Raw genomic sequence first — 11,833 nt, 5'->3', positions numbered from 1 at the left:
GTTTTTGTGCAAAATTACCTGAAATAAACAAGCGCTGCGAAAGTGCATTTATGCAATGGCCGCAGTATGCTGCTGGTCCTTGTCTTTGTAAAAGAACAGCAGGTAGCTGCCCACTATCACCATGAGTACCGATATTATCTCGGCCTGGCTGGGATGAATGAAGCCAAGGTCGTATTTATAGTTCACACGCACCAGCTCTACCAGGAAGCGTTCCACCCCTGCGAACACCAGGTATATACCGAACATCTGCAGCGTACCCTTCAGCCTGTGGCGCAGCGCCCACATGATAAAGAACAGCGTTACCCCGGCCACGAACTCGTATATGGGCGTAGGGAAAACACTCACCGGCAGCACATTGCAGTACTCGCCCACACAGTCTTTTATGGCCATACCCTCATGGCCCACATTGTGCGGGTAGGTCATACCATAGAGCCAGTCGGGCAGCCACGATGGCGCTGCAGCGTGTGCATGTTCGGCCTTGCCTATCATGTGGGTTATCATTTCGCCATCGGCAGCGGTAGACACACGCATACTTCCATCGGGGTTGGCTACATAGGCGGTATTGAAGATGCCCCAATCGCCATCGCCAGAGAACTGGCAGCCCAGCCTACCCACACCATAGGCCAGCATGATGCCCGGCGCAGCAGCATCGCACATATGCTTGAAGGGTATATTGTGCTTGCGCGTATAGAACCAGAAAGCCGCTGTGGCCATTATGAGCCCGCCCAGGAAGGTGAGCCCCGCCGATGAGGTAAGGCTGCGTATGGGATCCTCCACGAAGTCTTCCCATGTCTCCAGCGCATTGAACACCTTGGCGCCTATGAGGCCGGCCACTGCCGCTACCACCACTATTTCGGTAATGAGCTCGTGCGGGTATACCGATACCTTGCGCATCTCGGGCTCGGGCAGTTGTTGCTTCTTCTTCTCGGCATAGCGCGTATAAGCCATTATGGCTGCTACCACAAGGCCAGCCAGCAGGTTGCCCTTGGCAGAGAAAAGGTAGCCCATAGGATCGGGCGATATCTCGGCGAAGTTGCCGAACATACCCCCTATCTTGAACCCGATGATGAACCCCGTAAGCGCCGACATGGCCAGCTCGGCCATGCTGGCAGGTCTGCCTACCTCTATAGTGCGTATCTCGGCATGCAGCAGTCCCAGCTTGGCCTTTCGCTTCAGCTCGCTGGCCGTGGCCCATGCCGCCCCCAGGAACGACATGGCCACCAGGAAGCCGAATGTTTTGAAGAGGCTCAGCCACTCGGGCATCTCTATGCCCGTAAGGGACTGTAAGAGGTACTTGAAATCGGGATACATGGGTGTAAAAGTAAGCGAAATGCGGTAAGCGGCCCAAGTAGGTCCGGTGATGAAAAAGCCAATAAAAACACAAAACCGCCACTACGCATATACTAAATACACGGCGATGACGTTAATACGTCATATCATTCCTCGTTATGCGCCACAGGCTCTTCATCCTCTTATTCGCATTACTGGCTACCACGCTGCTGCCCTCCTGCGTTGCTACCTACCAGGTAGAGAGCAACAAAAAAGTAGAAAGAGATGATGCCCGCCTCATCATTTACCGCAAGGGCATAGTGGGGTTTGCCGTAGGCACCAAGATATTTGCCAATGGCAAGTTCGTAGGTACGGTGGGCCCACGCAGGTATATATCGTGCTACCTGCCGCCCGGCGAATACCTGATGAGTGTGGGCACATCCCGTTTCGATGAGGTGTTCTTCAAGGTGAATATGGCGGCGGGCAAGACCTATGCATATTACTTCACTTACTCTATGCGCCGCGGCTATGGCGGCAGGCCATGGGTGCGCAAGATGGAGAACCCCATGATGGTAGAGCGCCACAGGCCGCCCGTGGTGAACTATTTCAACTAGCCTATACTGCCGTACAAAAAAATATTTTTGCGTTTCCCGTTTTCTTCATCACCTTTGTGCTGCAATGATGACACTGAAACATAAATGCTGCCATACACTACGCACCTGCTGAAGGACGGAGCAATGACCGCATTTGTGTATCCTTCAGCCCCCGCTGAAGGATATTTTGTTTTAAGACCATTTATGATACTGATAGCCATACATACGAAGAAGCATTTCTGCTGCTGCATCAGCTCCCGGGCCCGATGTTGAGGAGATGTCTTTTACCATAGTGTAATAGCCCCGCAACATCAGTTGGCGGGGCTTTTTTTCAACATCACCTTTCACAAAACACAACGAACAAAATGGAACAGCTATATACACAACACATGCGCACCGACACAGTAAGTGTGGGCAGCAACGACGTGGACGAACAAGGCATATACACCACCTGCAATATGCTGCAGATGGTGGCCCGCACCAATGATGTCACCATCATGGAGGCTTTCGGTATCAGCGGGCTTTCGCACATACGTGCGCGCCACTACAGCATGGACCTCACCGGCAAAGCCATACTAGGCGACAACCTGAGAATAACATCACTATACACCCTTACCGGCAGGCGGCAGCTACAGGTGCAGGTATACATCACCCGCACCAGCAAACGGCAGACCATTACCATATGCACGGGCTATTTCATTTTCATCAACAGGAGCGAGACCATTAAAAACACATCTTACCATGCAGATACAGTACTTGCTTGAGCTTACCGGCACAGGGCTCTTTGCCATATCGGGCGCGATAGCGGCCAATAAAAAGTCGAAGCCCGATTGGTTCGGGGTCACGTTCATAGGTTTCATCACATCTATAGGGGGCGGTAGCATACGCGATATACTGCTGGGCAGCTACCCCCTGTCGTGGGTGGCCGATGAAAAGCGTATCTACGTCATCATAGCCGGTATCGTGTTCACCAGTCTTTTCTTCAATGTGCTGCTGCGGCTGCGCAAAACACTCTTCATCTTCGACAGCCTGGGCATAGCCATGTTCACCATTCTGGGCACCGAAAAGGCGCTGGCCTACCATGTGGCGCCCTTTATAGCGGCCATCATGGGTATGTTCTCGGCCATTATGGGCGGGGTGATGCGCGATGTGCTTACGAACGAGATACCGGTCATCTTCCGCAAAGAGATATATGCATCGGCCTGCCTGGCAGGTGCGCTGGTATACCTGGCGCTGAACACCATGGACCTGAGCCGGAACATGTGCCTGCTGGTATCGGTATCGGTCATATTCGGCATCAGGGTGGTGGCGGTGAAATACAGGTTATCACTCCCCCAGTTCAAGCGCGAAAAGGTGCCCGAGACCGATGATGGAGGGTGAAAATGAATTTGCCCCGCTAAAAAGACATACGTTCTATCGAAAAATTCTGTTACTTTATACTTCCTTTTGCTTCGTCATGTATAGAATAGTACTATATATAGCTTCCATCTTTTTCATAAGCCCTGTGTTCGCCCAAAGGGCCACAGATACCTTCAAGCTATACTTCGACCTGGACGTACCCACGCTCAACGAGAAGATGCAGAAGAAGATAGACCTGCTCATATACAACGACAAGATAATCAGCGGCAGTAAAGTGACCATAGTAGGCTATGCCGACTACCTGGGCACCGAGACCTACAACCAGGACCTGTCTATGAAGCGCGCACAGGGCGTGAAGGACTACCTGGTGAAGTATGGCAGCATGAACGAAAAGGACATAACGCTATGTGTAGGCCGCGGCAAGGTGAACAGGAAGGACATGAACGGACAGGACGGATCGCCCACAGACCGCAGGGTGGACATTGTGGTGAACAACCGCAGCGCCACCGTACACAATGCGCCCAAACCCAAGCCGGGCAAAAAAGATACCATACGCCGCGTAACAGTGACCGATATAGATGATATGAAAGCGCTGCGGGTGGGCTCGGTCTTCAAGCTGAACAATGTGTACTTCCCTGCCGACAGGCATGTGATGAAGCAAGAATCGAAAGAGACGCTGGAGAAACTGTATACAGTGCTGAAGAACAACCCCAAAATGAAGATAAGCATAGAGGGCCATGTATGCTGTATACGCGATGCGCCCGATGCGCTGGATATAGATACTTACGAGCCATTCCTATCAGTGAACAGGGCCAAGGCCATATACAAATACCTTGTGGACAAGGGTATAGAGGCCGATCGCCTCAGCTATGTAGGCTTTGGCAGGCGCAGACCTGTGATAGCCAACGAGCAGACCGAAGAAGATGCCGATAAGAACAGGCGCGTAGAGATACGCATAATGGAGAACTAGTCTCTTACCTCTGGGCAGGCACGTTGCCGAACGATACCCTACCGGCCAGCCAGCTATCTTTTAGCGGCACCATCCATTTGGTATACAGTTCTTTTTTGTTGGTCACTACATTGTTGAAAAGCATGGTATCGGGCGTTATATAGCCCTTTTCTATAGCATACTGCACCTGTGCAAAGGGTAGCATCTCTGCCTTTCCCTTTACCAGGAAAGTGATCATCATGCGGTCGAAGAAATTGACATTATACTGCCGCTCAAGGCTTTTTATAACGCGCACCGAGCTATCTGTACTGCAGCCGCTCACCTGCTCGTCCGTTTCGTCGGCTATCACTACCACGAACTGCCTGAACAGCAGGCCGGCCCAGCCCTTTACGGGGCTGCCATGCGTTTGCCAGCCGGCATAGAAATGGTGCAGTTGCTCATTCACTTCTCTTGCCTCCTTTTCTATGAATGCCCTGCTGCACTGGTACACCCATACACGCGCGTTGTCGGGGAACCCCGCAGGTATCATTTCTGCTATTTCATGTACTTGCATCATACAAAGGTACGTACATGTAATGTTAATGGTTGGTAAACACTATTTGCGGCGCATGATGCCGAGGCCAATGGTACAGTCGAGGCAGCGCTTACGGCTGCAATAGTTGTTGTACAGTTGTATGAGCGCCTGCGAGCCTGCCGCATTTTGCACGGTCCAGTTGTTCTCTTCCCACAGGGCAGTTATGTGGTTCTGCTCGGCAGGTACGCTCTCCAATAGCTGCAGCGAGCGCTCCTGCAAGGCCGCCGTACCCTGCCGTGCCGCGTACAGGAACTGTATGGGCGCTATGGTGTTGATGATGATGTTCTCTACAGATGTCTTGCCCAGGGTCTTTACCGATGGCTTGTCCTGCGGCACATCGAAACGGTAATGCGTATCCCAGTATTCGCCCGCCTTTACATCCAGCAGGGTGCGTATATCGGCCACGGTATGGCTTTCTATCACCTGCGAGAACAGGTGTACCGACCTGTGTACCAGCGCCGCGAACTGCGCTATGCGCACAGAGGGAAAGTTCACCGGCCGCATGCGCATGAATTTCCACAGTTCTGCCGGTATGGGGTGTAGCTTGTACTTCTTACGCAGGTATTCATATTCACGCTGCAGCGTGCGCGGATGATCGTCGGTAAAGTCGCCATCCAGCATACCCGCCTGGCCAAAGAAGAGAGCTTCCAGTTGCATCAGGTCGTCCTTGTGGCGGGTGGCCACATTCAGCGGCAGCGACCGCGCCAGCATCAGGAAGGGAGTGGCGTTCGTCTTGAAGCCAAAGTTGGCCGCCATACGCCAGTACAGCAGGTTGCGCCAGTCATCGGCCGAGTCCGATAGCATCACATCCCATTCGGCCAGCTTCTGCTCCCAGCGTTCGGCCAGCAGGCGGCTCATCCAGCCTTCTTTTGTTATGTCCCTTACTATGCTATGCTGTGTGCCGCATGGCAGCTTTCCGGGCCCCGTCATCAGGCCAGAGTACCGGGCTATCATACCGGCAGGTATATGATCCTTTAGCTCCAGTGTGGGAATGTTGCCGCCTATGGCAGGTGCATCGTGCTCGTACACCACATGCAGGGCCAGGCTGCGGTAAGCGGCATCGTGCTGGTGGCCATGTTTGTACCAGTCGCTGGTGCGCACATGCAGCTCTACATTGCCTACAAGTATGGTATCGCCCACCTTTATCTTAGCATCCGAAAGGTCGGGGCCTGCATTGGTGTTCACCCGGCCGGGCGCTATTACGGTCAGTGGTTCGCCGGCGGCAGTGCGCAGCGCTACAGTATCATAAAGGCTGTGCTGCCAGATAAATAACAGGAGGGCTTCGTTCATAATGGGGCTATCGGCCATATGTAAATATATATGATCGAAACATACTGCGCCAACAGTTATATCCACATTTTACCTGAACACTATGATGAGGTAGGCAACGAAAAAGACAAGAGTAAGCGTATTAAAGAACCAGGTTATCTTGTTGGTAGCTATATAGAACTGCTTCTCCTTCTTGGAGGGTGCATTGTTCACAAGGTTCTTGCTGTATAGCCTGAACATCTTGTAATGCATAGGAGGCTTGCTGTTCTTGCGTTCATACTTGGCTACATGCATCTTTATCACCACCATGTATACAAGATAGAGGACAGCAAATGTGATAAAGCTCAGCAGTACAAAATCGTTCTTGATGAGGTTAAGGTATTCTGTGAACATACGTTACTGTTTATGTTACATAATTACCGTTTCTACTAAGGGGGTGTAGAGCATGTAACTCTCTTAAATCTGCCGCAATTTATATACCACGAACGGCATTGCATGGAACATTAACAATAATTAAGAAATATTAATTATCGACATTTACATTAACATAACATAGTGCATATTATCCAAACGTTAAAAGAACAGGGGATAGCAGGTATATACAAAGAGGCCTGCCGTATTCACGGCAGGCCTCTTTTGGTATGACAAATGACTATTAGCGCAGCAGTGTCACGTTGCCTTGCTTGTGCAATATCTTGCCTCTATCGGTAATGGCCTCTACCTCATACACATATACGCCCATTGGTTGTGGCGTACCACCTATGGTGCCATCCCAACCCGCATTGATGTCCCTGCTTTCGTATACCACCTTACCCCAGCGGTCGTATATCCTGAAGTACCTGAGCCTGGCCACACCCTTCAGCGCCACATTCAGTACATTGTACTTATCGCCACCGGGGGTAAAGGCGTTGGGCACTCCTATTATAGCGTTATCATTGAGGCGTATGCTGATGGAGTCTTTTGTGATACAGTTGTCCTGTGTTCTGGCGGTGAGCACATATCGGGTACTTACCGGTGGCGTGGCTACAGGCGTAGATGCGGTAGTATCATCAAGACCCGTAGGCGGGAACCACGAGAAGTAAGTACAGTTAGTAATAGGTTCTATGTTGTAAGATGCTCCCGGGTTTATGGAGACAGAATCTTCCAGCGTGACGACGGCGGCCGGGAATACCTTTATAGAATAGGTAAGCGTATCTCTACACCCATACATACTGGTACCTATGAGCTTGTAATTGATACTGTTGATAGGCTTGATGGTGATAGGTGTAGTGGCTTCCGGGTAATTGACATAGGTAGGCGGCTGCCAGCTATAGCTGGTAACACCCGGCTCGGAAGATATAGCACCAATAAGTACAGAGTCTCCCGGGCACAACGCCGTATCGGAGGCCATGGTCATAAAGTCGCCATTGAAGGTGTATATGATGGCCGAATCGGAGCTTTTGCAACCGGCAGGTGTAGACACTACCAATATCAGCTTGGTGGTATCGCCCGCGGTGAAGATAACTGTAGATGTAGTAGAATCATCGAGGTATCTACCCGGTGTCCAGTCGTAGATATAATTCGTATACCAATAAGGCGTTACTATCGGACTGATGCGTATGGAGTCGTACTGGCATACCATACGGTTGCCTCCCATTTTCACTGTCGGGTTCGGCTGCACATCTATGAAGAACGAGTCGCGCGAGGCACAATTCAGCAACCCGCCCGATACAGGGTCCAATATGGTGGCCGTCACCACATACCATGCCGAGGTATCGGGGATGATGGTAGGCGTAGGTATATTGGAGACCGCTATACCCGCCGATGGCGTCCATTGGTACTGTACACCCGGCGTACCCGTGGCATTGGCCAGCACCGATGCCCCCTTACATATGGCCGTATCGTTCGATAGTACGGTAGTGGCCACATTCACGATAGTGATGGTAGAGACGTCCGATCGTATACATGCCCCATCCGTCACCGTTAGTGTGTATACACCACTTGTGGTCACCGTCAGCGACGGGGTGAGCACCGGTGGATTGATACCATCGTCCCAGGAATATGTGGGGGCCGTATAGGCAGTATCGTCATAAGAGTACAGTATGATAGGAGTACCATCGCACGAGGTATCGAACTCTGCCACATGCACAAATATCTCGGGCGTCACGGTCACATGTGCGGTATCGGTACCTATACAATGCGTGGTATCATTGAGGTTGGTTATTGGGTTCACGAAGGGCACCAGGCTATCTACCCGCAGCCAGTAGCTGGCCGTGGTATCGGCTATTATAGACGGTACGGTAGCGCCTGTATTCCACAGGTACCTCATCAGCCCGGTACCGGGTGTGGGGTTCAGCAGGAAAGATTCGCCATCGCACATAGAAGTGTCGGGGCCTATGTATACCGTAGGTATGATGTGCGTGATGCGTATGGTACTGGATGCCGGGCATGAATACCTGCGGCTGAGTGTAAGGGTGCGTATGGTAGGTGGCACGGGTGTAGTAGGGAAGGTGATGTTCTGCCTGGTGCTCACCGTATCGCCATTGGACCATGTATAATCGAAACCATAAGTAGAGTTCACTTCATAGTTGGGGTACTGAACGGTATCCAGCCTGGTGGTATCGCGCGCGCCGCCTATCAGTATGGCATTGGGGCATATAGCAGTATCGGGGCCCAGGGTGAAAACGATATTGGGATCGAAATTATAAAGCGCCATTATTTCCAGGTTCGATAGCTGCCTGCTGTATGTGGCCACATCATCTATCTTGCCCGAGAAGGCCTTGTCCCCGGCAGTAAGGTCCAGACCCAGCTGGAACACAGTAGTAGGTGTATTATAGCCGCTGGCAGGGAAACCTGCCGGAATGTAGGCCGGACCTACAAAAGTACCGTCTATATAAAGCATATAGCTGTTACCATTCCTCTTCAGTACCAGGTGGTGCCATTGCCCCAGGGTAACGGTAGAGCCTGCGGGCACATATGTAGTAAGGCCACCAAAGAGAATGCCTATCTGTGTACCGGCGCCGGTACCTGCGGCATTGGTCATTATAAGGCCCAGGCCATCGTTCGACGGATCGCCATTATACATGATGATGGCATGCTGCGCAGCAGTAGGGAATATGTGACATGAGTAGGTAAAGTCTGCTATACCGAACATGGGTATGATAAGGGTGGTGGTATAGTGCAGCTCACTGTTGAAACCATTGAACTCGTATGCCCTGTTGGGTACAAGGAAACGGTCGGATGTAGGGGTTACGGACGACCCTATCAGGTCGAAACCGGTAAAGGTACGGTCCAGCAGGTCTGTGGCGCTGCAAAAGGGCCACCACTGGTCCAGCGAGGTATTATCCGGAAAACGAGGCTTGGGAGCTGTCGCCTGCGCGAACGCACCATATACTCCCAATATCAATAACAGGGCAAATAAATGTCTTTTCATAAAATATTATGAGCTAAGGACAAAAACAATATACAAATATATCAAAAGACGCCGACAGTCAAAAGTTTATTTAGCTGCACACATTTCAAATTGTGCAACATACACTTATGACTATCTACACACTCACAGACGACGAAAGTAACATCAATGTTGGCGGCGTACAAAATATTTAATTTCATAATTCATAGAACGGCGCCTTATGCGCCGCTACGAACTCGTTCCAAACGTTATCTACCACCTGTGCCGCAGGTATTATGTCGTTGATGATGCCACTCACCTGCCCTATCTCCAGCTCGCCCATGGCCATATCTCCCTCGAACATGCCTTTTTTTGCCCGTCCGCGCCCCAGCAGCTCGTTCAGGGAGGCATCGGTAGCGCCTGCCTGCTCGGCCAGCTCTACCTGGCGGTAAAAGTCGTTCTTTATCAGGCGCACGGGGGTCAGCTTCTTCAGCGCCAGCATGGTATCGCCCTCGCCCGCTGCCACTATACGCTCTTTGAAGGCCATGTGGCTCGATGCCTCCGGCGTGCATACGAAGCGGCTGCCCATCTGCACCCCCTCGGCGCCCAGCGCCATGGTAGCATACATGGCCCTGCCGGTAGCTATGCCACCTGCAGCTATAAGGGGTATATGCACCGCCTGGCGTACCGCGGGTATCAGGCACAGAGTGGTGGTCTCCTCGCGGCCATTATGGCCACCTGCCTCAAAACCCTCGGCCACTACGGCATCCACACCTGCGTCCTGGCTCTTCAGCGCGAATTTGGCGCTCGAAACCACATGCACCACTTTTATGCCGTGCGAACGCAGTGTTTGTGTCCATGTTTTAGGATTGCCCGCCGAGGTGAACACTATAGGTACCTTCTCTTCCAGTATGGTCTTTACATGCTCCTCTATAGATGGGTACAGCAGGGGCAGGTTCACCGCAAAGGGTTTGTCTGTGGCCTGCTTACATTTGTTTATGTGTTCCCGTAGCACATCGGGGTACATGCTGCCGGCGCCCAGCATGCCCAGCCCGCCGGCATTGCTCACGGCCGATGCCAGCCGCCAGCCTGCGGCCCATATCATACCTCCCTGCACTATGGGGTATCGCACCCCGAAGAGTCTTGTTATACGGTTGTCGAAACCCGTATCGGTGATTTTTGTCATTAGCTGATCTGCGTATCGGTATTCTTCCTGTAAAATAGTGTATTGCTGTTGCCGGGCCTGAAGATGTGGGCAGCGGTGCGCTGCAGCAGCCCGGTAGTAACAGCGTTATAGTCGTCCCACACCTTATTGATGAGGGCAGCATCGCCCAGCAGCTCGTAGAAGGCCAGGTTCTCGGCCCGGTTCAGCAGGCCCATCTCCTCAAAGGTCATCAGGGACTCTATCTTGTTCTTCGATTTCTCCAGCTCCATGTCCGTCACCCCATCCTGCACCAGCAGCGCCACTTCGCGCTCTACGGCGGCATTGGCCTCTTCTATGGTACGGCCCGCTACCACCTTGCCCTCTATCACCAGCAGCCCGGGGTCTATACTGCCCACATGGTAGCAACTGATGCTGCTGAAAAGCTGTTCTTCCTTCACCAGCCGCGTGTACAGCCGCGATGACATGCCGCTGCCCATTATCTCGGTTATGAGGTCGGCGGCATAGTAGGTATCAGAGCCGCGCCCGGCCATGTGCCATGCCTTGTAGAGGGCATCCAGCGGCACATCGGCGGACACCTCCTGCATGCGCGCCTCTTCCTGGCGGGGCTCTGTAGGTACGGCCCTTACATATCGCTTGCCCGCTGGTATATTGCCGAACCACTTCTCGGCCAGCGCCATCACCTGCTCTGTGGTCACATTCCCTGCCACGCACAGTATGGCATTGGCGGGGGTATAATGCTTGAAGAAGAAATTGCGCACATCTTCCAGTTGCGCGGTCTCTATCTGCTGCAGGTCTTCGCCTATGGTAGGCCAGCGGTAAGGATGCTTTTTGTAAGACAGCTTGCGCAGCAGGTGCCAGGCATCGCCATAGGGCTTGTTCAGGTAATGCTCCTTGAACTCCTCGCACACTACCTTGCGCTGCACGTCCAGGCTCTTCTCGCTGAAGGCCAGCGACAGCATGCGGTCGCTCTCCAGCCAGAAGGCCGTTTCTATGTTCTGCAGCGGTAGCTGAATGTAGTAATTGGTGAGGTCGTTGGTGGTATAGGCATTGTTCTCGCCACCTGCCATCTGCAGCGGCTCGTCATACTCGGGTATGTTCACGCTTCCGCCGAACATCAGGTGCTCGAAAAGGTGGGCAAAACCTGTACGGCCGGCCTCCTCATCGCGCGCGCCTACATCGTACAGCACGTTCACGGCCACCATGGGTGTAGATGTATCTTTATGCACCAGCACACGCAGGCCATTGTTCAATACAGATCGTTCGAATTGCAGCATAATATCTCCTT

Annotated in this window: 11 protein-coding genes; 4 read left to right on the top strand and 7 right to left on the bottom strand. The window is 52.4% G+C overall.

Going from position 1 to position 11,833, the window contains the following annotated elements; all coding sequences use genetic code 11:
* Window positions 1-48: 48 nt before the first annotated feature.
* Window positions 49-1,311, bottom strand: coding sequence for a prolipoprotein diacylglyceryl transferase (locus tag ABD843_RS09485; RefSeq protein WP_345082076.1), 1,263 nt, complete (start codon window positions 1,309-1,311; stop codon window positions 49-51).
* Window positions 1,312-1,448: 137 nt separating this feature from the next.
* On the opposite strand from ABD843_RS09485, the gene ABD843_RS09480 reads away from it, so the two are divergent.
* From ABD843_RS09480 to ABD843_RS09465, 4 genes are all read left to right on the top strand, one after another.
* Window positions 1,449-1,883 (top strand): hypothetical protein, encoded by a 435-nt coding sequence (locus tag ABD843_RS09480; protein ID WP_345082073.1) that lies wholly within the window; start codon window positions 1,449-1,451, stop codon window positions 1,881-1,883.
* A gap of 368 nt (window positions 1,884-2,251) precedes the next feature.
* Window positions 2,252-2,626, top strand: a complete 375-nt coding sequence (locus tag ABD843_RS09475) for a hypothetical protein (RefSeq protein ID WP_345082070.1) — start codon at window positions 2,252-2,254, stop codon at window positions 2,624-2,626.
* Window positions 2,604-3,242 carry a trimeric intracellular cation channel family protein gene (locus ABD843_RS09470; protein WP_345082067.1) on the top strand — a complete coding sequence of 213 codons (639 nt, stop codon included), beginning with the start codon at window positions 2,604-2,606 and terminating at the stop codon, window positions 3,240-3,242. The genes ABD843_RS09475 and ABD843_RS09470 overlap by 23 nt, the downstream gene beginning before the upstream one ends.
* Window positions 3,243-3,318: 76 nt before the next feature.
* A complete protein-coding gene (locus ABD843_RS09465; protein ID WP_345082064.1) occupies window positions 3,319-4,191 on the top strand; it encodes an OmpA family protein in 873 nt (290 codons plus the stop codon).
* A 4-nt stretch (window positions 4,192-4,195) separates the two neighbouring features.
* Here the strand turns inward: ABD843_RS09465 and ABD843_RS09460 are convergent, their stop codons facing one another.
* From ABD843_RS09460 to ABD843_RS09435, 6 genes are all read right to left on the bottom strand, one after another.
* The gene (locus ABD843_RS09460) at window positions 4,196-4,726 is read right to left on the bottom strand and encodes a hypothetical protein (RefSeq protein ID WP_345082061.1); all 531 of its coding nucleotides are present in this window, start codon (window positions 4,724-4,726) and stop codon (window positions 4,196-4,198) included.
* Window positions 4,727-4,765: 39 nt separating this feature from the next.
* The gene (locus tag ABD843_RS09455; RefSeq protein WP_345082058.1) at window positions 4,766-6,034 is read right to left on the bottom strand and encodes a DUF2851 family protein; all 1,269 of its coding nucleotides are present in this window, start codon (window positions 6,032-6,034) and stop codon (window positions 4,766-4,768) included.
* A 69-nt stretch (window positions 6,035-6,103) separates the two neighbouring features.
* Complete coding sequence (locus ABD843_RS09450) at window positions 6,104-6,406, bottom strand: hypothetical protein (protein WP_345082056.1); 303 nt, start codon at window positions 6,404-6,406, stop codon at window positions 6,104-6,106.
* A 262-nt stretch (window positions 6,407-6,668) separates the two neighbouring features.
* Window positions 6,669-9,425 carry a LamG-like jellyroll fold domain-containing protein gene (locus ABD843_RS09445; protein WP_345082054.1) on the bottom strand — a complete coding sequence of 919 codons (2,757 nt, stop codon included), beginning with the start codon at window positions 9,423-9,425 and terminating at the stop codon, window positions 6,669-6,671.
* A gap of 175 nt (window positions 9,426-9,600) precedes the next feature.
* Window positions 9,601-10,569, bottom strand: coding sequence for an NAD(P)H-dependent flavin oxidoreductase (locus ABD843_RS09440; RefSeq protein ID WP_345082051.1), 969 nt, complete (start codon window positions 10,567-10,569; stop codon window positions 9,601-9,603).
* Window positions 10,569-11,822 (bottom strand): M16 family metallopeptidase, encoded by a 1,254-nt coding sequence (locus tag ABD843_RS09435; protein ID WP_345082048.1) that lies wholly within the window; start codon window positions 11,820-11,822, stop codon window positions 10,569-10,571. The genes ABD843_RS09440 and ABD843_RS09435 overlap by 1 nt, the downstream gene beginning before the upstream one ends.
* Between the last annotated feature and the right edge of the window lie 11 nt (window positions 11,823-11,833).

Source organism: Nemorincola caseinilytica, assembly GCF_039540515.1.
Taxonomy (GTDB): domain Bacteria; phylum Bacteroidota; class Bacteroidia; order Chitinophagales; family Chitinophagaceae; genus Nemorincola; species Nemorincola caseinilytica.
This window is presented reverse-complemented; position numbering and strand designations above follow the sequence as displayed.

Coding starts and splice junctions, on each gene's coding strand:
- ABD843_RS09450 (WP_345082056.1), bottom strand. CDS start 6,406: ATGTTCACAGAATACCTTAACCTCATCAAGAACGATTTTGTACTGCTG.
- ABD843_RS09460 (WP_345082061.1), bottom strand. CDS start 4,726: ATGATGCAAGTACATGAAATAGCAGAAATGATACCTGCGGGGTTCCCC.
- ABD843_RS09440 (WP_345082051.1), bottom strand. CDS start 10,569: ATGACAAAAATCACCGATACGGGTTTCGACAACCGTATAACAAGACTC.
- ABD843_RS09470 (WP_345082067.1), top strand. CDS start 2,604: ATGCAGATACAGTACTTGCTTGAGCTTACCGGCACAGGGCTCTTTGCC.
- ABD843_RS09435 (WP_345082048.1), bottom strand. CDS start 11,822: ATGCTGCAATTCGAACGATCTGTATTGAACAATGGCCTGCGTGTGCTG.
- ABD843_RS09485 (WP_345082076.1), bottom strand. CDS start 1,311: ATGTATCCCGATTTCAAGTACCTCTTACAGTCCCTTACGGGCATAGAG.
- ABD843_RS09455 (WP_345082058.1), bottom strand. CDS start 6,034: ATGAACGAAGCCCTCCTGTTATTTATCTGGCAGCACAGCCTTTATGAT.
- ABD843_RS09445 (WP_345082054.1), bottom strand. CDS start 9,425: ATGAAAAGACATTTATTTGCCCTGTTATTGATATTGGGAGTATATGGT.
- ABD843_RS09465 (WP_345082064.1), top strand. CDS start 3,319: ATGTATAGAATAGTACTATATATAGCTTCCATCTTTTTCATAAGCCCT.
- ABD843_RS09480 (WP_345082073.1), top strand. CDS start 1,449: ATGCGCCACAGGCTCTTCATCCTCTTATTCGCATTACTGGCTACCACG.
- ABD843_RS09475 (WP_345082070.1), top strand. CDS start 2,252: ATGCGCACCGACACAGTAAGTGTGGGCAGCAACGACGTGGACGAACAA.